Below are 22,893 nucleotides of genomic sequence, written 5' to 3'. Positions count from 1 at the left end.
CTTCGTTTCCAAACGAATTCTTCACTCTTCGTTCTTCGTTCTTCACTCAATTAGATTTCCCAAGTAAGTTTCTTGATGTTGATGACAGGTCCATCCTTGCAGACGCACTGGTTACCCTCGGTAGTTTTCTCTACGCAGCAGAGGCAAGCGCCCACGCCGCACGCCATCTTGTTCTCGAGAGAAACCTCACACTCCACGCCAGCCTTCTTGGCAAAGCGAGCCACGCTCACCATCATCGGCTTAGGTCCGCAGGTAGAAATCATATCAAACTTCTCGTTCTCCAGAACAGAGTGGTTGGTAACGAAACCTACCTCGCCAGCCGAACCATCCTCGGTAGTGATGCATACCTTTCCGATCTTGGCAAACTCATCCAGTTCGAGCAGATCCGTAGCCTTGCGTGCACCCAGAAGGAAAGTAACATCAGCCCCGAAATCCTTGATGAGTTTTCCGAAATAGAGGAGCGGAGCCACACCTACGCCACCACCTACGAGCAGATATTTCTGGCTCTTCTCGGTAGGCATGGTGAAGCCGTTGCCGAGAGGCAGCATACAGTTGAGCACATCGCCCTCCTTGAGCTGTCCGAGCTGACGGGTACCGTCGCCCACCATTGCTACAAGCAGCCAGAGCTGATTATTTTCACGATCCACGAAATTGATGGAGATAGGACGGCGAAGCATGGTAGTAGGCGAATGGTCTACTCTTACTTCTACGAATTGGCCAGGCAAGATTTCAGGCAAAGGTTTCTCATCGGTAAGCTTAATCAAAACATGCTTATCGCTAAGCGCCTCTACAGAAACCACCTTGAGGTCGAGAACATATTTTTTCATCTTATTGCTAATTTTTAAAATGCTTATTATATAATGTACGTATATTATAATAGGTACGCGTAGCTTCCGGTTACGCCCACCTACGTTTCTACGATGCAAAGGTACATCAAAAATCCGAATTTACGAAAAGAAAAGAGATATTTTTTCTCTATCGCCGCTCCTATGTGTTTGTTTTAGGGTTCTCCAATCCCTACTTTATTTCTTAGGAACGAAGGTTTCCCAGGTCTGATCATCGTAGAAAATACGGATTTCGGTAATCTTTCTTTGCGGTTTGTCTACATATTTTACCGCCGCTTGGGCGATATTTTTAGGTGTACGATTTACACCCTGCATTTGAGGCTGGTCAAAGAGCGAGGGAGAAGTAGGGGAGGCTGCGGCTCCTTCGGCTCCAAAATCGAGCATAGGCTCGGCAGAGGCGGCTCCAGAAGGCTGACTGCCCTGCTTCATCCCCTCAGCACCACCGGCTGCTCCATCCGTAACGCCCTGATACATGTCTGCAGCACCCTCTTCGCTGCCACCCTGGGAAGCCTGGTTCTGATACATAGGAGGAGTACCGTAGAGTACCCAATAAACGTTTACCTGAGGAAAACTCTTATGGATGCCATCCACAATGCTGAGCGATGGATTGGTCTTCCCGTTGAAAATATTGCTCAGCGTAGCGGTCGAGATTCCGATCATCTGAGCGAAGTTTTGCTGAGTGAGGTGTTGGTCCTCCATCAGCTGTCTGATTCTATCTTTCATGCTCTAAAATTTTTAGCGTTCATTTTTCTACTGATACGATGTTTTATTTCCGAACAAGCCACTTTTGGGCCCTTTTTCGGTTGATTTTACAAAGATAAAGCAAAAATTTAGAATAACCAAACATTTCTGAATAAATTTAGATTTTTAAACTTTAGATTTCTATTTATAAATTTAAATCGCACTCACTTCACCATCCGGTTTTTAGGTTTAACTTTATAAATATAAACCTATCAATCAAAATATATGACGAACCTTTTCTTTATAGATTTAGGCTAAATCACTGGTTATTCATACCATAAACTGCCTAAATAAAGGCATATAGAGCGATTTATGCAATATTTCCCCCACACCTATGTAAAAGTTTATGGTTTATAAAACAACCAAAAATACATAACTAACTGAGTTTCCGCTACTTACAAATTTAAAATATAGCATGAATATTTATTCATTCATAACCATAAACACCCTGTTTTACCTTTATTTTTATAAATATAAAACATAAATTCGTGTATTTAGTTTTCTTGTATTTATGTTTATAAACCAAAATCACACGTTCTGATTTATGAATTTAAAAACATAAACTTAGGAAACGTAAACCTTAACAAATGCAAACGACCGATTTCAGACAACAGGAAATGGCTAATTTTTCCATTTCTAGCGTATTCCAGCCCATCGGCAAGGAAACGGGCAAATTCGCGAATAATGAAGAGGGTTAATTTAGCTAAGTTACTGATAACCAACAAAGTTAAGTCTATTTTCAGGCGAAGCAGAAAAATGGGCATCTAGCTCAAAAAATCACTTAAATCCCCCATTTTTGCCCAAAAATCGCCCAAAATGAGCCCAGGTAAGCGCCCCAAAAAGAGCCGAAAATCACCTATTTGGGGCAAATTTATAATGCTAAACGCTAGTTGGCTGCTTTCTGGAAACAGGCGGCAAAGAAGGCCGAAAACGAAAACGAGCTCCTGCCGAGAGAAAACTCTCAGCAGGAGCTCGCCTACTCTCCCCCACCACGCTCTTCAGCATCAGTGAAGGATAAAAAAGATGAGTTCTTTCATCAGTTCACCCACCGGAGTGGATGGATTATCCAGTCCCTTTATCTTCGCATCCACCTCCTTAAACTTCTCAATAATCGCCATCACTTTCACGCCCGTATAGTTCCTCATTCCTGTAATATATTCGCGCGCCGCCCAAGCTCCGCGCAAATCCAGGAATTTTGCGAGCTCATTTTCGTTCTGCCTGTTGGGTGCATAATAAGCAATCATCAGGTTTTGGAAATAAGTAAAGAGCATCGGGAGAAGCGTGAAGAGAGAACCGCTCTTCGGATTGCTGTCAAAATAATTTATTATCTGATTTGCCTTGAACACATCGCGGCTGATGATGGCACTTCTCAGTTCGAAGGCATTGAAGTCTTTGCTCACCCCTATTTCTCGCTCCACAATCTCCGGAGTAACACGCCGGTCATTCTCTGGAAGAGAAATGAGCAGTTTGTCGAGCTCGGAAGTGAGTCGGTGCAAATCTGCTCCCACATGATCAGCCACCATCTGAGTAGCCTTGGGTTCTATGGTTGCCTTGCGGGTCTTGAGATATGTCTCGATGAAGCCCGGCAGATTTCGGTCGTAGAGTTTCTTGCTCTCAAAAACCACACCCGCCTTGGCAGCGAGGGCAGAAAACTTTTTACGACTGTCGAGCTTGCCGTTTTTATGACAGAAAACAAGGATGGTTGTTTTTACCGGATTTTCGAGGTACTTCTCGAGCGCTTCCAAATTCCGCAAATTCTGAGCCTCTTTCACAACCACCACTCTATACTCCGCCATCATCGGGTAGCCCTTGCACAAATCTGCCACTTGCGCACCCGTAACATCAGCTCCGAAAACCACCGTCTGATTGAAGTCACGCTCCTCGGGCTGGAGCACATTTTCAGAAATGTAGTCGCAGATCTTATCTATATAAAAAGGTTCCTCGCCCATCAGAACATAGACGGGCGAATACTTTCGAGCCTTCAGATCTTTCATGATAGACTCGTAACTTATTGCATTTTTCTTTTCTACCATTGGATTATTTTTTGTAACTTTGCACCCAGCAAACTCGGAGGTGCGGACAAGCATTTGCTCCGCCTCCTGGTTCGCAGTTTTCTGAGGTGCAGTTTTCTGCTGCACTTCGACTGCAAAGTTACAAAAAATAAATTGAACTGCCTATATAAAATAGGTAGTTTTTAAAAAAGAGATATGGTTAAAAGACCAAAAGAAACCCTATCATAAGACGGGGGAAGAAACATCATCATATATATAATAAGGTATAGAAAAAATGATTCGCTTAAATTTGCCATCTTTCGACATCAAGGTTTCGGGCTCAAAACAGCATCCCCAGATACTGGATGTGCTGCGCCGGAAGTTCATCACGCTCACTCCCGAAGAGTGGGTGCGCCAGCATTTCGTTCATTTTCTCATCGAGCACAAGGGGTATCCTGCCTCGCTGCTCGCCAACGAAATCCAGCTGAAATGTGGCGACAAGGTGCTGCGCGCCGACAGTGTGCTCTACTCCCGTGAGCTACAGCCCCGCATGATTATCGAGTACAAAGCACCCCATATTCCCATCACACAGAAAGTGTTCGACCAGATTTCGGTCTACAATCTCCTGCTCCATGTCGACTTTCTGGTGGTGAGCAACGGGCTGGAGCATTACATCTGCAAGATGGATTATGAAAGTAAAAAATATGTATTTTTAGAGACCATTCCCGATTATTCCGATTTATTGACATTATGAGAGCATCGGGGCCAGTCCGGAAGTTTTTAAACAGAGTTTCCCCAGCCTTCAAAATTTGCGAATTTCCGCCCAACCGGCCATCTGTTTTAGAATTCGCGAATTTTGGAGGCCTTTTTCTGCCTCCTTTTCCTCTCCCTTTTTGAGTACTCCTTTTCCTCCCCCTTTTTGAGCACTCCTTCCTCTCCCATCCCCCTTCTCGCGTTATTTTTTAATAAAAAACCCATTTTCATTTTGTAGTCTCCTCCTTTTATACTATCTTTGCATAAGATAAGCTGCACTCGGCAATTTGAAAGCAAGCTTTCATTGCTCTCGTTTGCATTATCTTTGCAACTAATATATATATATTAAGGTATAGACTGCCTAAAAGAACAGAAAGAAATGGAGAATAAAAAGATAAAAATAGCCGTAGCCGGAACAGGATATGTAGGCCTGAGCATCGCTACCCTGCTGAGCCAGCATCATGAGGTGGTGGCAGTAGACGTGATTCCCGAAAAGGTGGAGCTCATCAACTCACGCCGCTCGCCTATCCAGGACGAATACATAGAGAAGTATCTGGCAGAAAAGGAACTCAACCTCAAAGCCACAACCGATGGAGAAGAAGCCTATAAGGATGCCGACTTCGTAGTGATTGCCACACCAACCAACTATGATCCGGTGAAAAACTACTTCGACACCTCGCACGTAGAAGAAGTCATCCGCCTGGTGATGCAGGTGAATCCCGATGCCATCATGGTCATCAAGAGCACCATCCCGGTAGGCTACACCGAAAGCATCCGCCAGAAGACGGGCAGCAAGAACATCATCTTCGCTCCCGAATTCCTGCGCGAGAGCAAGGCACTCTACGACAACCTCTACCCGAGCCGCATCATCGTGGGCAGACCAAACGGTGACGAGCGACTGGACCAGTCAGCCCGCACCTTTGCAGAACTGCTGAAAGAGGGAGCCATCAAGCAAGACATAGAAACCCTGTTCATGGGACTTACCGAGGCAGAGGCGGTGAAACTCTTCGCCAACACCTACCTCGCCCTGCGCGTGAGCTACTTCAACGAGCTGGATACCTACGCCGAAATGAAAGGCCTCGACACCAAGGCGATTATCGACGGAGTGGGTCTGGACCCTCGCATCGGCACCTTCTACAACAACCCTTCCTTCGGATACGGCGGCTACTGTCTGCCGAAAGATACCAAGCAGCTGCTCGCCAACTATGCCGATGTGCCTGAGAACCTGATTCAGGCGATTGTAGAGAGCAACCGTACCCGCAAGGATTTCATCGCCGACCGCGTGCTGAACATGGCCGGCTACTACGATTATGCCAACCAGAACAACTTCAGCGAGGAGGAAGAGAAGCCTTGCACCATCGGCGTATACCGCCTCACGATGAAGAGCAACAGCGACAACTTCCGCCAGAGCAGCATACAGGGTGTGATGAAGCGCATCAAGGCAAAGGGCGCGCAGGTCATCATCTACGAACCTACGCTGAAAGACGGAACCACCTTCTTCGGAAGCCGCATCGTAAACAACCTGGATGCCTTCAAGCAGCAGAGCCAGGCCATCATCGCCAACCGGTATGACAAGTGTCTGGATGATGTGGAAGAAAAGGTTTACACCCGCGATATTTTCAGAAGAGACTGATCTGAACTGAAAGTTAATAGTTAAAAGTTAACAGTTGAAAGCTGGAAGCTGAAGACGGAATATAGGAAACAATAATATTTATAATAAAGAGAAAAATAAGAAATGGCAAAATTAGTAATCAATTCCTACGAGGAATTTGCATCTCACCTCGGTGAGAAGTTAGGAGAATCAGACTGGTTGCAGATTGACCAGGACCGTATCAACAAGTTCGCAGACGCTACACTCGACCCACAGTGGATCCACGTAGACGTAGAGCGCGCCAAGGTAGAGAGCCCTTACCACAGCACCATCGCTCACGGTTACCTCACCCTCTCTGTACTCCCATACCTCTGGCAGCAGATTATCGAGGTAAACAACCTCAAGATGCTCGTAAACTACGGCATGGACAAGATGAAGTTCGGTCAGCCAGTCATCACCGGTTCACGCGTGCGCCTGGTAGCCACTCTCCACGACATCCAGAACATCCGTGGCATCTGCAAGACCAGCATCAAGTTTGACATCGAAATAGAAGGTCAGCGCAAGCCAGCCCTCTCAGGCATCGCTTCTTTCCTCTACTATTTCAACAACTAAAAGATGGCAGCAGGTAAATGGATTGGTGGTGTGCTAGGTTTCATCACAGCCGGTCCGCTGGGAGCCCTGGCAGGTTATGCCCTCGGTTCCCTCTTTGAGCACGGGCTGGATGCGGTAAACCGCGACGGCGACCACCATTACAACAACGCCTACGATGCCTACAGCGGCCAGCAGCACAACGGCCGCCAGGGCTTCGGCAACCAGGGCTACAGCCGCCAGCAGAGCTATGAGGGAGAGCGAAACTCCTTCATGTTCTCGCTGCTGGTGCTCAGCTCCTATATCATCAATGCAGATGGCAAGATCATGCATTCCGAGATGGAGATGGTGCGCCGCTTCCTGCGTCAGAATTTCGGCGAGGCAGCCAAGCAGCAGGGCGAGGAAATCCTCCTCAAACTCTTCGAACAGCAGAAGCAGATGGGCATGCAGCAGTACCGTTCGGTGATACAGGACAGCTGTCATCAGATACGTTCCAACATGATGTATGAGCAGCGCCTGCAGTTGCTCAATTTCCTCGTCATGATAGCCCAGGCCGATGGAGTTGTGAATTCTCAGGAGATTCAGGCACTCAAGGAGATGGCCATCCACATGGGTCTTTCTGCCGAGGATGTAGACCAGATGCTGAACCTGGAGAGCGGGGCTTCTTCAACAGGCAGTCTGGATGACGCCTACCGTGTTCTGGGAATCAGTCCTGACGCCTCAAACGATGAGGTGAAGGCCGCATACCGCAAGATGGCGCTCAAGCATCATCCTGACAAGGTAGCAGCCCTAGGCGAAGATGTGCGCCGTGCAGCCGAGAAGAAATTCCAGGAAATCAACGACGCCAAAGACCGCATCTACAAGGCTAGAGGAATCTAAAAAAGAGGAATCTAGAAAAAAAGACAGATTTCTCATCTGCCTGAAACGGGAAAAAATAAAGGCTCGCCAAGCAATTTTGGCGAGCCTTCATTGTATTTTTTAATCCTCATCCTCTGTCTTTCTTCTGCGGATAGCGCGCTTGCGCTTTGGCTTCTCCTCAGTCTTAGGAGACTCAATCTTAACACCAGCCAATTCTGGGTCGATGAGGATACGGCCACAATACTCACAAGGGATAATCTTCTTGTGCATCTTGATATCGAGCTGGCGCTGAGGTGGAATCTTGTTGAAGCAACCGCCACATGCATCACGCTGCACGTAAACGATACCCAAACCGTTGCGGGCACCATTACGGATGCGCTTGAAGCTCTGGAGCAAACGTGGCTCAATCTTCTTCTCGAGCTCGAATGCCTTCTCCTTCAAATTCTCCTCTTCCTCACGGGTTTCAGCCATGATTGACTCAAGCTCAGAACGCTTCATTACCAAGCCCTTCTCGCGGTCTGCCTTCTGGTCCTCAGCCTTGTGAAGGTCGTACAGGCGCTCGTTGATTGTCTGCTGCGCCTCGCGGATCTTCTTGCTGCAAAGTTCGATTTCCAGCTCCTGGAACTCGATTTCCTTGCTCAAAGTATCATACTCGCGGTTGTTGCTAACCATTTCGAGCTGCTTCTTATAACGCTCCACGCTAGCCTGAGCCTCCTCAATCTCGTGCTGCTTCTGATCGATGGCGCGGTCAAACTGCTCAATATCGGTCTGGATTTTCTCGATACGGGTGGTAAGACCAGCAATATCGTCTTCCAAATCCTGAACTTCGAGAGGCAACTCACCTCTCAACGCACGCTTTTCATCAATTGCAGACAAGGTGGTCTGAAGCTGATAGAGAGCCTTCAACTTCTCTTCCACTGTCAAATCTGTAGGATCTTTCTTTGCCATAACTTTATTTTTTTTAATGTTGAATGTTAAATGTTGAATGTTGAATGAGGCTTGCGCCCTTCCAACTTATAAATACAATATCGGATTCGTATTTATCTCCGAGATGCAGCATTTGGCATCTGGGAAATTCTCCTGGATGATGCTGCGGAAGATTTCGCCCGTAAACTGCTCACTCTGATAGTGGCCGATGACGCAGATCTGAATCTCCTGTTCGTGGCCGAAATACTCGTGATAGCTCATCTCGCCCGTGATGAAGGCATCGGCACCTGCCTTGATGGCTGCGTCGAGCAAGAAAGCACCTGCTCCACCGCAGAGTGCCACCTTCCTGATAGGACGGCGAAGCAACTGGTTACACTGCACGCACTCCACGCCAAACCGCTCCTTAAGCATCAGCACCAAATCGTCGGCTGCCAGGTCCTCAGCCACCTCTCCGATGACGCCCTCGCCACCTTTCACGCCGTCCACTTCCTTCTCGCCAGCAAAGAACTGCACGTTTCGCAGTCCCAGTTTCTCGGCAATTTTGAAGTTCACGCCGCCCGCAGCCGCATCCATGTTGGTATGCATCGCCACGATGGTAATATCATTCTTAATCGCCTTGCGCACGGTACGCTGCACGTAGTTCTCGTCCGAGATTCTCGCCAGTTTGCGGAATATCAGCGGATGATGACTCACGATGAGGTTACAGCCCTTCTGGATTGCCTCTTCAACCACGGCTTCAGTAACGTCAAGACACAACAATGCCCCTGACATTTCTACCGCCTCTGTCAATCCAACTTGCAGGCCGGCATTATCATATCCTTCCTGCAAGGGCAGAGGCGCGTAATGTTCAAGGGCATCAACTACCTGTTTTATTTTCACGCTCCTATTCAATATTTTATTTTTAGACTGCAAAGTTACTCATTTTTCCCCGATTTTATCTCCATACAGCCCTCTGTTTAAACTTTTTTAATACAAAGTTTCGCTTTTGCGCAAAATATTTCACAAAAACAGCCGATAGTTGTAGATTTTTTATTAATTTTGCAAGCATACTTCATAAAAGCAGAACGGAGCCCGTCCCCCAAGGAAAGGTTCCCGATGAAGAACAGAGTATAATAAATTGGTATAGAACATCGTATCATAAAAATAGTATAGCTTATGCATCAATCTACATTACCCTGCGATTTCGCACTCCCTGCCGAATGGGAGCCACAGAGCGCCATCATGCTCACCTGGCCACATGCCGGCACCGACTGGAAGCCGTATCTGCCTGAAATTACAGATACTTATCTCGAACTGGCAGATATCATCACGCGCTACGAGCAGCTGCTTGTGGCTACACCCGATGTGCCTGCCACCCGATACCAGCTCAAGAAAAAGCTCTCTGCCGAACAGATGAGCCGCGTGCTGCTCTACGAGGTAGAAAGCAATGATACCTGGGTGCGCGACCACGGCCCCCTCACCATGGTGCTGCGCAAAAAGCAGAACACCTGGATGGTGCCTTACCGCATACTCGACTTTAAGTTCAACGGCTGGGGCGAAAAGTTCAGATGGGAGAAGGATAATGCCATCACCCTGCAACTATACTATCAGGCAGCCTTCAATGCCGATATAGAGAACCACCAGGGCTTCGTGCTCGAAGGAGGCAGCATCGAGAGCGACGGAAAGGGTACACTCTTCACCACCTCTCAGTGCCTGCTGGCGCCTCACCGCAACCAGCCGCTCGACCACGACAGCATCGACCATCTGCTGCAGACTTTCTTCCAGCTCAAGAGAGTCGTCTGGCTGGATCACGGCAATCTGATAGGCGATGATACCGACGGCCACATCGACACCATCGTGAGAGTGGCTCCACACGACACCTTATTATATGTAGGCTGCGATAATCCGGAAGATGAGCAGTATGAAGACTTTCAGGCGTTGGAGAAGCAGCTCAAAGGCCTCTTCACCTGGGAGGGATACCCTTACCGCTTGCTCAAACTGCCGATGCCCGACCCTATCTATGATGAGGGCGACTGCCTCACCACCAACCCTGAGAGCGAGGGAGACCGACTGCCAGCCACCTACGCCAACTTCCTGATACTCAACAAGGCGGTGATTTATCCCACCTACAATCAGCCGGAAAAGGACGAGGAGGCACGCAAGCAGATTCAGCTCGCCTTCCCCGACCGTGAAATCATCGGCGTAGATTCGCAGACCATCATCCGCCAGCACGGCAGCATCCACTGCATCACCATGCAGTTGCCCGAGGGAGCCCTCAGAGACTCAAAATTCAACACTCAACACTCAACATTCAACATTTAACATTAAACATTTAACATTAAAAGTAAAAAATGAACGTCGGTTTATTACAACTTCATAATACGGCAGATATCGCCAACAACAAGCAGCGCCTGGCAGAAGGCATCATCGACCTCGCCCATCGCGGCGCAGAGCTCATCGTGCTTCAGGAGCTTCATAACTCCCTCTATTTCTGTCAGGTAGAGAATGTTGACCTCTTCGACCTGGCAGAGCCTATTCCGGGCCCTTCGACCGATTTCTACGGCAAGCTTGCCAAGGATCTCGGCGTCGTCATCGTCACCTCCCTCTTCGAGCGCCGCGCTCCGGGGCTCTACCACAATACGGCGGTAGTGATGGAGAAGGATGGAAGCATTGCCGGAAAATACCGCAAGATGCACATCCCCGACGATCCTGCCTACTACGAGAAGTTCTATTTCACACCGGGCGACCTCGGTTTCCACCCTATCCAGACCTCTGTAGGCAAGCTCGGCGTGCTGGTTTGCTGGGACCAGTGGTATCCCGAAGCAGCCCGTCTGATGGCGCTGCAGGGAGCCGAAATGCTCATCTATCCTACCGCCATCGGCTATGCTACCTATGATACCGAGGAGGAGCAGCAGCGCCAGCGCGAGGCGTGGACTACCGTGATGCGAGGCCATGCAGTAGCCAACGGATTGCCAGTCATCGCTGTAAACCGCGTAGGTTTCGAGCCTGATCCTAGCGGTCAGACCGAGGGCATCCAGTTCTGGGGCAGCAGTTTCGTAGCCGGTCCTCAGGGCGAGCTCTACTACCGTGCCAGCGATCAGGAAGAAGAGAGCCTGGTAGTAGATATCGACCTGAAGCACAGCGAGAATGTGCGCCGCTGGTGGCCATTCCTCCGCGACCGCCGCATCGAGAACTACGGGGATATTACCAGGCGATTTATCGATTAACCCATTTTTGCCGGAAATTCCGAGAGAATATCGGGATTCCGGCATACATATATATATATATAAGGTATAGATTTTCAGGATAAATGGAGAATTTGGAAGTGATGGTGATACTTTTCATCATCGTGATTTTAGGTTACGTCGCCTGCAAGTTGGGATATATGGGCGACAAGTTTGACAAGAAGCTATCCAGCATGGTGGTAGATATCACCTGTCCTCTGCTGGTGCTCTCGTCAGTAATGGGCGATGAGCTGCCCGACCGCACGCTCATCCTTCCCCTCCTGGGCGTAGGTTTCCTTACCTACATCCTTTTGCTGGTATTCGGTTTCTGGGTGCCGCGTCTCATCACACGCAATCATGATGACCAGGGCATGATAGGTTTTGCGCTGATGTTTGCCAACGTAGGTTTCATCGGCTACCCTATCGTTTCGAGCATATTCGGTCCGAAGGCCATTTTTTATGCCGCCTTGCTCAACATGCCGAACACCTTTTTTATTTTTACGGCAGGTGTCATGCTCATCAAGGGCGAGTACTGTATCAAGCAGTTCAATCCTAAGGTGCTGTTTTCTCCGGCTCTTCTGGGTGCCTTTGTTGCCGCCCTCCTGGTAGCTTTCGGGGTTCATACGCCTGATATCATTGCGCGTCCGGTAACGATGGTGGGCAACATTACGGTTCCGGCAGCCCTGATGATTATTGGTTCCTCGATGGCTAAGTTGCCGGTGAAGGAGATTATCGGCAGTCCTAAGGTATACCTCTCCTCGTTCTTGCGTCTTGTGGTAGTACCTCTGAGCATTTATTTTCTGTTCAAGGTATGTGGTGTAAGCGATCAGGTCAACGATATCAATACGGTGGTTATAGCGATGCCCGTAGCGAGTTTCGGCACGATGTTCTGTCTGAAATACGGCCGCAATCCTTCGCTCATCACCGAGATGACGTTCATCACCACGGTTGGCAGCATCATCACCATCCCACTGATCACCCTTCTCTTTTCGTAACGAGAAAAAATCCCCTGATGCCACAAAGTCACCAGGGGATTTTTATATAATTCATTAATCACTAATCATTAATCACTAATCACTAATCATTAATCACTAATCACTAATCATTAATCACTAATCACTAATCATTATCTCACGCAGAATTTCTTGCCATTCTTGATGTATATACCCTTCTTCATAGCCCCCGTAATGCGGCGGCCGCTCAGGTCATAAATGGCATCATTTCCGGTCTCCTGATCCGATGTTACAGAATGGATGCCGGTAGACTCCAGGTTGCGGTAAGTCCTTACCTCGAGTTCATAAACCGGTTCAAGACCTCTTACGCTGTTCACGCTTCCAGCACCAAACACGATGTTTTCAGCCAATTTACCATCCACCAGTGCATAATACTTTGATACGCCTTCATCCACCGTCAGATAATAGTAATAAGTGGAGCCGATGACAGGTTTGCCATTATAGAAATTGCGGGAAGGATTATACTGGCTTCCTGCTTCCTCGAATGTTACACCTTCTCCTATTTTGGTTCTCACCTCAAATGTGCGAGGTTCGTATCCGGTTGCCGGCAGACGCAGTCTCTCAAAGTCCTGACCATACAGTTCCATATACTCCTCCGAGCCATTTCTCTTAGCCACAACAGCCAGATAATCACCCGGTTCTGCATCTACAGTACTCAGAACCGTAAAGACCAATTTAGGATAGATGTAGCCCCGTCCAAAATCTTTAATCGTCTTGGTGCTGGATGATATAATCTCCCGAATCTCGCCCTTAGCATTCATCAGAGCCATGGCAAGTACTCCGTCAAAGTTCTGTTTTCCTTCATTTTTGATTGGTACTGAAAAGACGATACATTTCTGTCCCTTCTTCACATCAGTAACATTCATATTCATTTCCTGAAGATAGTCAGTCATCTTCGTGAATCTCATATCAGAGATTTTTTCCTTTCCGTCAGATGGCTCCATGCCGAATACTGCCATCTAGCCAACGTTATACCGACTGGCAACTGGCTTTCCTTCTTCGTTTTGCGGATTGAGGGCTCCTATATGGTAGAACCCGTTGCAAAGACCGCCCCAGCCCCAGTTTACGCTGAAGCTATCGTCCTTGTAACCATCTATCACGAAGGCATGACCGCCACCAATAGAGTCGAATGCAGCATAGAGCACAGGACGGTTGGCATCAATCTCTCCGCGCAACTTTTCGTTCCATTCCTCTGCGCTCCCAGCTTCTATTGACATCTGATGCGAAATCTTGCTGTAGCCGAAATACTTCTGCATGGCGGCCACCAGATCGCTTATATACGAACCGCTACCGTCTTCAGCATACTGCATATCCACAGCCACACCGAGGTCTGACATGAGCCTTGCCACGCCGTCGAAGTCAGCAGCGTTGGTTCCGTCATATCGCGCAGGCATGTTTGCCCAATCATATTCGTGCTCGAATTGGGCAGTCAGGGTCTTGCCGTCCCATTTATAGGAATGGCTTCCGGTGCCCTTGGCAGGATAACCGTGATACTGCATCACGATGGCACCAGCCGTAGCCGCACAGCCAACCGGATATTTGTTTGGCGTGTACTTGTTGAATGGAGCCATCTGGTCCCATTTCGCGGTATTGAGCAGCTTTTCGCCGCTGAAACCGGTTCTTGTGGCAGTCTGGTTCGCCTGATTGCTGTTAGCCAGCGCTGCTATCTGCCGTTCATAACTCTTGAGCAGGTCCTTCAATCCGTCGGGCAGATTTCCTGCATCAAATGTTCCTGTTGAGGTATACCCCAAAACTGGCGCTACTGCGTCGTCACCTGCTATAATGACGAATCCGCCTGCGTCATTGTTGAAAACATAATAAGCATCAGAGCGCGATGCGGTATTAGCCGTCCGGCTCTTGGCTCTAGCTTTCTGCGGCATCTGTTTTCCCCAGAAGCTATAAGCCTGCTGCTGTGCCTGCCATTGAGTTATCCGCTTAGCCTCCGAAGGAGAATATACCAGCAGCAGCAACAATGCCAATATGTTTTTAAAGTGTAATTTTCGTTTCATTAGTTCTTGTTGTTTAATAATTTACTAAATATTCTCTATATATCCTAATATATATCCTGATATAAGTTCACTTGTATAAATCCACCTGAATAAGCCCAGCCTGAATATCGGGCTTCTGTAGTTTTTTAAATACTTTGTTCTGCTGCAAATATACGAAAAATATTCGTACCAAACAAGTTTTTTCGCACTTTTTTTCGTCCCTACCCTCATTTTTTATGTATTGCCCCCCTCTTTTTACGTATTAAGCGAAAAAAATCCCCTGATGCCACAGAAAGCACCAGGGGATTCCTATCTTTTAATTGTAATATTCAACACTCAACATTCAACACTCAACACTCAACATTACTTCGCGCTAATTTTCTTGCCATTCTTGATGTATACGCCCTTCTTCATAGCCTCAGTTATGCGGCGGCCGTTCAGGTCGTAAATGGCAGCATTGCCTGGCTTCTTATCCAATGTTACAGAATGGATGCCGGTAGGCTCCAGATCCTCTACCACATTATCAAAGTATACAATCCAGTTCTGGGTATACTGATGAGCCTCATACTTTGCCTTGCTGCCCGGATAGAGATGCAGCGTGCGGGTTATATCACCCTTGGCGGCAAATACACACCAGTTTATCCAGTAAGGTGCCTCCTTATGACGCATATATACATTCTTCAATTCGAAGCAGGCATTGAATGTGTTGCGGCCGAATTCCTCTATCGTCTCAGGTAAATCAATTTCCTTCAGTTTGGTGTACATAAAGGCATTGGAACCTAACTCCTTGACACCTGCAGACATCTTGAAACTCTCCAGAGTGGCATTGCCTTCAAATGCATATTTAGGAACCATATCAGCCTTGCTGTCCTCATAAGCCACCACCTTGGCACCGCTCAGGTCGATGCTCTTGAAATAATGGCTCGCCAGCTCATCAAAGTCGCGCTTGTCTATCTCGCCGTTCACCTTGATATTTCTGTAAACAAGATAGTCAGGGTTTTCCTTGGCAAGTGTTTGCTTCAGCTGTCCCGCCTTCTCCAGGTTGATAACCAACTCCTTCTCCTGATAGTTGCGATAAGTGGTCACCACGAGATCATAAACCGGTTCTATTCCTCTGAAAGAATTCGGATAGACTGTAGTACCCAGTTTAACATCATCCATCAGCTTTCCGTTCAATTCTACGAAATACTGTGAGATGCCCTCATCTACCGTCAGATAATAATAGTACCAGGCACCGATAACCGGCTTGCCATTATAGAAATTGTAGGAAGAATTATATCCCGTGCCTGCTAGCTGGAATGTAGCCCCGTCGCCCATTTTCGTACTTACCTCAAACGTAAGAGGCTTATATCCGGTTGCCGGCAGACGCAATCTCTCGAAGTTCGAATCATACAACTCTATATATTCCGAAGAGCCATTTTCCTTTGCCACAATAGCCAGATAATCACCCGGTTCTGCATCCACTGTACTCACAAAATTGAAAGACGGAGACGAATAATAATAACCAGGGTCTAAATCATCAATAGTCAGAGGGCTGGATGTTACGATTTTCCGCATCTCGCCCTTCGCATTCATCAGCGCTACGTCTACTTTTCCGGTAAACGGCTGGTCTCCCGTATTACCGATTGGCGCACAGAAGATGCCAACCTTCTGCCCCTTCTTCACATCGGTGATATTCATATTCAGTATATGAAACCGACCTACATTTGTCATGAATCCCATGCCAGAGATTTTCTCCGTGCCATCAGAAGGTTCCATGCCGAATACTGCCGATTGACCTACATTATACTTATCGCCCGTCGGCTTGCCTGCGCTTTCCGGATTCAGGGCTCCAATCTGGTAGAAGCCATCACAATAGCCACCCCAGCCCCAGTTTACGCTGAAACTTTCGTCCTTGTATCCATCAATTACGAAGGCATGACCGCCACCAGCTGGGTCAGAAGCAGCATAGAGCACAGGGCGGTTGGCATCAATCTCCTCGCGCAGTCTGCCGTTCCATGCCTCTGCACCCACATCTTCTATTGCCATCAGATGCGAAAGTTTGCTGTAGCCGAAATACTTCTGAAGGGCGGTTACCAGGTTGCCGATATACGCACCGCTTCCGTCCTTATTATACTGCATCTCCACTGCCACACCGAGGTCTGCCATCAGTCTTGCCACGCCGTCGAAAGCGGCATCGTTGGTGCCGTCATATTTGGCAGGCATGTTTGCCCAATCATAATCGTGCTCGAAATTGGCAGTCCAGGTCTTGCCGTTCCAGGTATAAGAATGGCTTCCGGTGCCCTTGGCAGGATATCCGTGGTGCTTCATTACGATGGCACCAGCCGTTGCCACACAGCCTGTTACATAGTTGTTTGGCGTATACTTATTGAATGGATTGCCCTGGTTCCATTTTGCGGTATTGAGCAGGTTTTCGCCTGTAAAACCGGCTCTCGTGGCAGTCTGGTTCGCTACATAGTTGTCGCCCAGCGCCGCAATCTGCCGCTCATAGCTCTTCAGCAGATCCTTCAGTCCGTCAGGCAGATTCTCGGCATCAAATGATCCCGTTGAAGTATAGCCCAAGACTGGCGTTACGGCATCATCACCAGCGATAATGACGAATCCGCCTGCATCGTTGTTAAATACATAGTAAGCATCCGAGCGCGATGCAGTAGTAGCCGTGCGGCTCTTCGCCCTTGCCTTCTGCGGCATCTGTTTTCCCCAGAAGCTGTAAGCCTGCTGTTGAGCCTGCCACTGTGTGATTCGCTTGGCCTGCAGAGGAGAGTATCCCAGCGCCAGCAACAATACCAATAGAAATTGAATGTGTAATAGTCGCTTCATAAGTTCTTATCTTTTTAAGGGTTATTATATAATATGTATAGTTCTTAGAAAATTCTTTGTTCTTTTGCAAAGATAATGTTTTTTTAAATACCACGCAAGTTTTACGCTCTCTTTTTTGCCCCGTTCTCCACTTTTTTACGCAATGACACCCCTTTTTACGCATTGAACGGAAAAAAAATCATCCAAATTTCGTTATTCCCCGATTTTTGCCTTATCTTTGCAAGTAAATTTGGCACGAAGCAATCCTTTTTACCAATAATATAAATTAGAAAAAAATGAAGATAAACAACAGTACGAAGAAAAGCCTGCTCATCATCGCACTCGCGATGGCCAGCACTACTTACCAGACTCAAGCCGCCCCGATAGAACATATCGGCGACAGATACATCATGCATATTCCAGAAATGGAACTCACAGGCGAAGAATCACTCCTCGATGTGCTCATGATGTGCCCGGAAGTCATCTCACTCGACGGCAACAACATCATCGGCGGAGATCCATTCTCCAACCTCTACGGCAAGTTCGTCATCCGTATCGACAACCAGGAATACGGACTCGATTACGCCACCTTCCTCCACCATTTCAAGGCGCGCGAGATTGAAACCATCAAGGTGTGCCAGAACGCCGAAGTGATGAAGGGATGCAGCAGTCTGAAGAAAGTCATCGACATCACACTGCGCAAGAAGGAGAACGGAACCACCGGCAGATGGGGACTCTTCGGTGATACCTACGGCGGCGCAAAAGGCATCGCCAGCGTCATCAGCCAGCAGGATAAACTCCGTGTGCTCAGTCATGTAGAAGGCAACTTCCAGCGCACCTCCAGCAGCGATAAGGATGCCTACCAGGGCATCTCAAGCACCACCGTGAACCACTACTCCCACGAGGGCGCCAAACTCAATCTGCTCTGGACACCTACCGCGAAGGATGTGCTCGAAATAGATGCGATGCAGACCTATACCCGCAACCATTTCACCCACACCCCAGCCGATTACGTGCGCGCCTATCATCTGCAGGCCGACTATACCCGCACGCTCGCCGACAACGGCTCCAGCATCCTCTTTACCCTCGGTGCCGAGCATATCAGCGACAACGGACGCACGCAGGAAGAAACCCAGACTGCGCCCTACCAGAACCACTCTACCTACCCCTTCATGGTGATAGAATACGCCACTCCGGTCATCACCTCTGATCTCTGGATTACGGCAGGTTTCGAGGGCGGACTCTCCATCGAGAAGAACTGCGTCGCCGATTACATCAACCATTCCAACTACCAGGATTTCTACGCCCAGCTGGATTACAACATCGGCAAGTGGGGATTCATGGCAGGCGACCGCTTCCGCATCATCAACTTCCGTCCTAAGCAGATTGCGCCGGAAGAGCACTGGAAGCATACCACCCACAACCATATCTACTCGGCGAGCGCCTATTACCGCTTCACGCCGGGTCATACCCTGCAGGCCACCTACTGCCGCCGCATCTTCAATCCCGAGTTTGGCGATTTCGTAACCGCGGGCGATATGGAGGGCGCCTGGCAGCCGGTTTATACCGCCGATATCGTCAACAGCATGGCGAATGTGGTAGAGCTCAAGCATACCTACAGCCGCCCAGCCTTCGTGCTCAGCACCTCGGTAAAGAACATCCACCAGCACCTGTTCAGCGCCATCCACGACAATACACTCGGCATCGGCTCCACCGCCTTCTGGCATAAGGGCATCCTGCGCCTCACAGCCGGTGTCAACTACTTCTGGCAGCGCAGCGAAACCCCTTCAGAGGAGGCTCAGCAGCGCAATGCAGAATACAACCATTTTGCCGTATTCAAGTTGGCACCGCAGCTCACAATGGCCGATGGCTGGCGCTTTACGGGCAATCTCATCTGGTGCACCCGCCGCCGCAGCGATGCCTACACCCCGGCTAATCTCTATGCCGAAGTAGGGGTATACAAGAATCTGGGCAAGCACTGGACGCTCGAAGGCCGCTTCCACGATATGGCGAGCCAGCACTTCGGCAACCGCGCTGCCACCATCGGCTGCACGTATTATTTTTAATTGAGCTTTTAACAATCTTTTTCTAAATCAGAAGCAAGATTTCTGTTCCTTTCTTATTTTATTATCAGAAAGTGAAACAATAAAAAGAAAGGAACATTATATATGAGAAAAATTGATTTCAAGAAGATCGGGCTGGCAGCGATGATGCTCCTGTCGGCCCTCACATTCCAGTCGTGCGATAACGATAACGATACCGACTGGGACCGCGTTTTCCCTAACGCACTGGTAACCGTGAAGAAGAGTGGCGATGCCTGCTATCTGCAGCTCGACGACAACACCACGCTGCTCGCCAAGAACCTGAAACCTACCATCTTTGACGGCAAGGAGGTTCGCGCCCTGGTTAACTACACGCAGACCTCGGAGAAGAGCGAGAAGTATAACCAGGTGATTCACGTCAACTGGATAGACAGCATCCTGACCAAGAAGCCGGTTCCGTCGCTCGGTTCAGATACCGAGAACAGCGAGAAGTATGGCAACAATCTGGTAGAAATCGTGCGCGACTGGGTAACGGTGGCAGAAGATGGTTATCTCACTCTCCGTTTCCGTGCTCTCTGGGGCGGTCAGAAGGTGCATTACATCAACCTCGTTACGGGTGTGAATCCTGAGAATCCTTACGAGGTAGAGTTGCGCCACAATGCCAATGGCGACCCTCAGAACTACTGGCGTGATGCCCTCGTAGCGTTCAATCTGAACGGAGCCGTGCCTGATACCGAAGGCAAGACAGTGAAGCTTACCATCCGCTGGCGTTCCAGCAAGGGCTATAAGAAGGTAGATTTCGACTACTGTTCGCGCAAACCTATCAGCAGCCCGAAGATGCTCGAAGGATACAGCCAGGAAGGAAGAGATATCCGATAAACGAAGAAAAAGCAGATAAAGCAGATAAAAGCAAAAGCCCCGATGCATCGATGCATCGGGGCTTTTTTTTACCTTTTTACTTTTTTACCTTTTTACCTTTAAAAGCTGCTGCAGCTTGTTACACCGAGGGTGGTAGCGATGGCTGTAAGGAAGGAGATTGCAATCTGCAAAATTGTTTTCCAGGTACTTGCTTTCATAATGTTGAATGTTGAATGTTGAATGTTGAATGTTGAATGTTGACTTGGTGGGGGTTGGCCTCAGGCGAGGGCTTTATTCAAGCCCGTCGCCGCCTTCCTGAGAGCCGCCTGGCTGAGAGCCGCCGCCGGTAGTTCCGGAGCCGCCCTGGCTGGTGCCGCCTTGTTCAGTGCCGCCAGAGGTACCACCAGAAGTACCACCAGAGGTGCCACCCTCGTCGGTGCCGGTATAGCCGCCGTACTCCTGAATCTTGCACTTCTTGCGCAGCTCGGAGTTGCTCCAGCTTTTTGTGTTTCTCACAATCAGGTGTACACCCTCTACGCTGGCAGCCGTTACCTTCTCCTTGGTATCCTCCGCCTTCGAAGTCATACCGATAGAGAACAGACCGAGATCAGAGAGACGCACGCTCTTGCCGTCGAGAATCAACTCCTGCAGATGGTCGAGTGCATCCATCAGCACACCGTGGATAGTACCTCGGGAGTAAGGCGAACCGTGGTCAGAGATGTGGGATACGAATCCCTCGAAATCCACCTCGCGGTCGGTTACCGCAGTGGCATACCACTTTTTCTTACCTGCGTTCTCGCCGCTCTGTGGTGTACGCTGCAACTTACGATACTTCAATGTTCCTTTCTGTTCCATGATCTTAAATTATTAAAGGGTTAATATAAATGTTACTTGTTTACTTGCTGCTTGGGGGTGCGCAAGCCTTTCTTCTAACGACAGTGCAAAGGTACAGCAATTTTCTGATACTACCAAATTTCACCCTGCAGAGTTATGTTAAACGAATTTAACACTTCGGGCACATCTGGTTAATCTTGCCAACTCATAATTTATCGGGCGAGAAAACTATGTGATGTAAAAAGTTTCTCTATGCTTTCTTATCCCGAAAACAGCAGGAAGCAAGAAATCCATCATCAACAACCGAACCCATTTCCACCTCCCAAGTGTGACAGTTGTGACAGTTGTGACAGTTTTCAGCGCCTACCCCCACCTCCCTCTCTTTAGAGGTAACTTATTATATATATAATTATATATATAATAAGTTAAATATAATAATAACAATTTGAAAGCAGCCCGATTTCATATACCCCTCCCCTGAAAACTGTCACAACTGTCACAACTGTCACAACTGTAACGCCTCTCTCAATCCTTCTCCTCTCCTTCTCCATCCATCCTGTTTTGTAAAGAAAAAAGGAATCACCCTACCCCCTGGAGGTTATTAGGGGGATACGCTCATGCCCATAGGGGGTGCTGCTGAGTAGATACTTCATTTTTCATCCTTTAAAATCAGTTAAAAAATGGGTGTTCCCCCATAAAATGTGCAAAAACATGATAGGATTCCCTCATAAAATGTGTATATTTGCAGCGTTATTCCCTCATAAAATGTGGGATAATAGGTGATTATTCCCTCATAAAATGTGATTTTAAGATACGGATTATGGAAAGATTAGCTATCAATGAACTTCTGAAATGGAAGAATAAATTGGGTTACTAACGTACCGCTCTATGCGGTAAATGGTCTCGAATTTTATTCGATACAAAATTAATCTTTCTCACGAAAACACAAAAGAAATCCCCCAAAAACTTGCAGAAAAGAGAAATATTGCTTATTTTTGCATTATCTTTGCAGGAAAGGACGAAAATATGAAACAAGAAAACAACAGAATACAATTACCCCTAGAAGAAATCAAGCTCGCATTCGCTGCTTCATGCGTTGAGGGAGCTGCAAGAAAGCTCGGGGTACCATATATTGAAATATACGAAAGAATGAGAAAGGTTGATTTAATCAACAAGTTCATTCTGCCCCACTACGATACGCTCCACACCGAAAGTCGAGAGTATCTTATAGAAGATATCATTGAGTGTCTAACTAATTGGGAGAAGAAAGACAGATGAAAATAACTGTTTATCATGGAGCTACAGAAATTATAGAAGCTCCACTTAATCATGTTGTAAGACCAAGGTTAGACTTTGGCCAAGGCTTCTATGTAACCGATTTAAAGGATCAGGCAATCAAATGGGCTAAAACCATAGCCGAAAAAAGAGCAGCACAACCCCTACTCAATATCTACACTCTAGATAGGGATGCTATTCTCGCAGAAGCTCGCTGCAAGATATTTACCGCATACGATAAAGACTGGCTAGACTTCATTGTTGCCAACAGACGGGGCGAAAACCCTGCCAGAGATTACGATTATGTAGAAGGAGGTATCGCTAACGACCGAGTAATCGATACCGTAAACCTATACATGACAGGGTTTTACGATGCAGAATCAGCCCTACAGCAGTTAATATTTCATAAGCCCAACAATCAGATTTGCTTACTCAATCAAACTCTCATCAATAAATACTTAGTATATAATCAATACTCTGTTAATTCTTATGTAATCGATTGAAAATGAGAGAGTTAATTAACGTAATATAACTAATAAAATTTGGTTAAGTGGCTGATTATCAGTAACTTTATAGTTCTCTAAGCT

The 22,893-nt window shown here is 47.8% G+C and carries 22 protein-coding genes; 11 read left to right on the top strand and 11 right to left on the bottom strand.

Going from position 1 to position 22,893, the window contains the following annotated elements; genetic code table 11:
• Nucleotides 1-50 precede the first annotated feature (50 nt).
• From NNC77_RS14270 to holA, 3 genes are all read right to left on the bottom strand, one after another.
• A complete protein-coding gene (locus NNC77_RS14270) occupies nucleotides 51-827 on the bottom strand; it encodes a dihydroorotate dehydrogenase electron transfer subunit (RefSeq protein WP_117692222.1) in 777 nt (258 codons plus the stop codon).
• A 195-nt stretch (nucleotides 828-1,022) separates the two neighbouring features.
• A complete protein-coding gene (locus NNC77_RS14265) occupies nucleotides 1,023-1,568 on the bottom strand; it encodes a helix-turn-helix transcriptional regulator (RefSeq protein WP_254971496.1) in 546 nt (181 codons plus the stop codon).
• 1,022 nt (nucleotides 1,569-2,590) lie between these two features.
• Nucleotides 2,591-3,619, bottom strand: a complete 1,029-nt coding sequence (holA, locus tag NNC77_RS14260; RefSeq protein WP_254971494.1) for a DNA polymerase III subunit delta — start codon at nucleotides 3,617-3,619, stop codon at nucleotides 2,591-2,593.
• Between the two features lie 253 nt (nucleotides 3,620-3,872).
• Between holA and NNC77_RS14255 the strand changes: the two genes are divergently transcribed.
• Entirely contained in the window at nucleotides 3,873-4,331 is a 459-nt protein-coding gene (locus NNC77_RS14255; protein ID WP_022120899.1) for a type I restriction enzyme HsdR N-terminal domain-containing protein, read from the top strand.
• An 86-nt stretch (nucleotides 4,332-4,417) separates the two neighbouring features.
• On the opposite strand, the gene NNC77_RS14250 is transcribed toward NNC77_RS14255, so the two are convergent.
• Nucleotides 4,418-4,555 carry a hypothetical protein gene (locus NNC77_RS14250; RefSeq protein WP_254971492.1) on the bottom strand — a complete coding sequence of 46 codons (138 nt, stop codon included), beginning with the start codon at nucleotides 4,553-4,555 and terminating at the stop codon, nucleotides 4,418-4,420.
• Between the two features lie 154 nt (nucleotides 4,556-4,709).
• Between NNC77_RS14250 and NNC77_RS14245 the strand changes: the two genes are divergently transcribed.
• From NNC77_RS14245 to NNC77_RS14235, 3 genes are all read left to right on the top strand, one after another.
• Complete coding sequence (locus NNC77_RS14245) at nucleotides 4,710-5,963, top strand: nucleotide sugar dehydrogenase (RefSeq protein WP_117692217.1); 1,254 nt, start codon at nucleotides 4,710-4,712, stop codon at nucleotides 5,961-5,963.
• A gap of 102 nt (nucleotides 5,964-6,065) precedes the next feature.
• Nucleotides 6,066-6,533, top strand: a complete 468-nt coding sequence (locus NNC77_RS14240) for a MaoC family dehydratase (RefSeq protein WP_006847353.1) — start codon at nucleotides 6,066-6,068, stop codon at nucleotides 6,531-6,533.
• 3 nt (nucleotides 6,534-6,536) lie between these two features.
• Nucleotides 6,537-7,388, top strand: coding sequence for a TerB family tellurite resistance protein (locus NNC77_RS14235; RefSeq protein ID WP_234563626.1), 852 nt, complete (start codon nucleotides 6,537-6,539; stop codon nucleotides 7,386-7,388).
• Between the two features lie 99 nt (nucleotides 7,389-7,487).
• Here NNC77_RS14235 and NNC77_RS14230 read toward each other — a convergent pair whose 3' ends face one another.
• On the bottom strand, nucleotides 7,488-8,315 hold the full coding sequence (locus NNC77_RS14230) for a zinc ribbon domain-containing protein (protein WP_117728080.1): 828 nt from the start codon (nucleotides 8,313-8,315) through the stop codon (nucleotides 7,488-7,490).
• A gap of 66 nt (nucleotides 8,316-8,381) precedes the next feature.
• Complete coding sequence (locus NNC77_RS14225; RefSeq protein ID WP_200758269.1) at nucleotides 8,382-9,173, bottom strand: Nif3-like dinuclear metal center hexameric protein; 792 nt, start codon at nucleotides 9,171-9,173, stop codon at nucleotides 8,382-8,384.
• Nucleotides 9,174-9,449: 276 nt separating this feature from the next.
• On the opposite strand from NNC77_RS14225, the gene NNC77_RS14220 reads away from it, so the two are divergent.
• The 3 genes from NNC77_RS14220 to NNC77_RS14210 all read left to right on the top strand — a co-directional run bounded on the left by NNC77_RS14220 (nucleotide 9,450) and on the right by NNC77_RS14210 (nucleotide 12,492).
• Complete coding sequence (locus NNC77_RS14220) at nucleotides 9,450-10,595, top strand: agmatine deiminase family protein (protein WP_254971490.1); 1,146 nt, start codon at nucleotides 9,450-9,452, stop codon at nucleotides 10,593-10,595.
• A gap of 29 nt (nucleotides 10,596-10,624) precedes the next feature.
• A complete protein-coding gene (locus NNC77_RS14215; RefSeq protein ID WP_254971488.1) occupies nucleotides 10,625-11,500 on the top strand; it encodes a carbon-nitrogen hydrolase in 876 nt (291 codons plus the stop codon).
• Between the two features lie 83 nt (nucleotides 11,501-11,583).
• Nucleotides 11,584-12,492: an AEC family transporter gene (locus tag NNC77_RS14210; RefSeq protein ID WP_254971486.1), complete on the top strand. Its 909-nt coding sequence runs from the start codon at nucleotides 11,584-11,586 to the stop codon at nucleotides 12,490-12,492.
• A 131-nt stretch (nucleotides 12,493-12,623) separates the two neighbouring features.
• On the opposite strand, the gene NNC77_RS14205 is transcribed toward NNC77_RS14210, so the two are convergent.
• From NNC77_RS14205 to NNC77_RS14195, 3 genes are all read right to left on the bottom strand, one after another.
• A complete protein-coding gene (locus NNC77_RS14205) occupies nucleotides 12,624-13,469 on the bottom strand; it encodes a hypothetical protein (protein ID WP_254971484.1) in 846 nt (281 codons plus the stop codon).
• Nucleotides 13,470-14,519, bottom strand: a complete 1,050-nt coding sequence (locus NNC77_RS14200; protein WP_254971483.1) for a C10 family peptidase — start codon at nucleotides 14,517-14,519, stop codon at nucleotides 13,470-13,472.
• 342 nt (nucleotides 14,520-14,861) lie between these two features.
• Entirely contained in the window at nucleotides 14,862-17,318 is a 2,457-nt protein-coding gene (locus NNC77_RS14195; RefSeq protein ID WP_254971481.1) for a C10 family peptidase, read from the bottom strand.
• 275 nt (nucleotides 17,319-17,593) lie between these two features.
• Here NNC77_RS14195 and NNC77_RS14190 point away from each other — a divergent pair, with 275 nt between their 5' ends.
• On the top strand, nucleotides 17,594-19,363 hold the full coding sequence (locus NNC77_RS14190; protein ID WP_254971480.1) for a TonB-dependent receptor domain-containing protein: 1,770 nt from the start codon (nucleotides 17,594-17,596) through the stop codon (nucleotides 19,361-19,363).
• Nucleotides 19,364-19,465: 102 nt separating this feature from the next.
• Nucleotides 19,466-20,218: a NigD1/NigD2 family lipoprotein gene (locus NNC77_RS14185; RefSeq protein WP_254971478.1), complete on the top strand. Its 753-nt coding sequence runs from the start codon at nucleotides 19,466-19,468 to the stop codon at nucleotides 20,216-20,218.
• A gap of 98 nt (nucleotides 20,219-20,316) precedes the next feature.
• On the opposite strand, the gene NNC77_RS14180 is transcribed toward NNC77_RS14185, so the two are convergent.
• Nucleotides 20,317-20,415 carry a smalltalk protein gene (locus NNC77_RS14180; RefSeq protein ID WP_153113243.1) on the bottom strand — a complete coding sequence of 33 codons (99 nt, stop codon included), beginning with the start codon at nucleotides 20,413-20,415 and terminating at the stop codon, nucleotides 20,317-20,319.
• Between the two features lie 73 nt (nucleotides 20,416-20,488).
• Nucleotides 20,489-21,052 carry an HU family DNA-binding protein gene (locus NNC77_RS14175; RefSeq protein ID WP_118065261.1) on the bottom strand — a complete coding sequence of 188 codons (564 nt, stop codon included), beginning with the start codon at nucleotides 21,050-21,052 and terminating at the stop codon, nucleotides 20,489-20,491.
• 1,005 nt (nucleotides 21,053-22,057) lie between these two features.
• Here NNC77_RS14175 and NNC77_RS14170 point away from each other — a divergent pair.
• Nucleotides 22,058-22,309 (top strand): DUF3791 domain-containing protein, encoded by a 252-nt coding sequence (locus NNC77_RS14170; protein WP_117728104.1) that lies wholly within the window; start codon nucleotides 22,058-22,060, stop codon nucleotides 22,307-22,309.
• Entirely contained in the window at nucleotides 22,306-22,809 is a 504-nt protein-coding gene (locus NNC77_RS14165; protein WP_254971476.1) for a DUF3990 domain-containing protein, read from the top strand. Before NNC77_RS14170 ends, NNC77_RS14165 begins: the two co-directional genes overlap by 4 nt.
• Nucleotides 22,810-22,893 lie beyond the last annotated feature (84 nt).

Origin of the sequence: Segatella copri (assembly GCF_024330485.1) — a bacterium.
GTDB classification, from domain to species: Bacteria; Bacteroidota; Bacteroidia; order Bacteroidales; family Bacteroidaceae; genus Prevotella; species Prevotella copri_L.
This window is presented reverse-complemented; position numbering and strand designations above follow the sequence as displayed.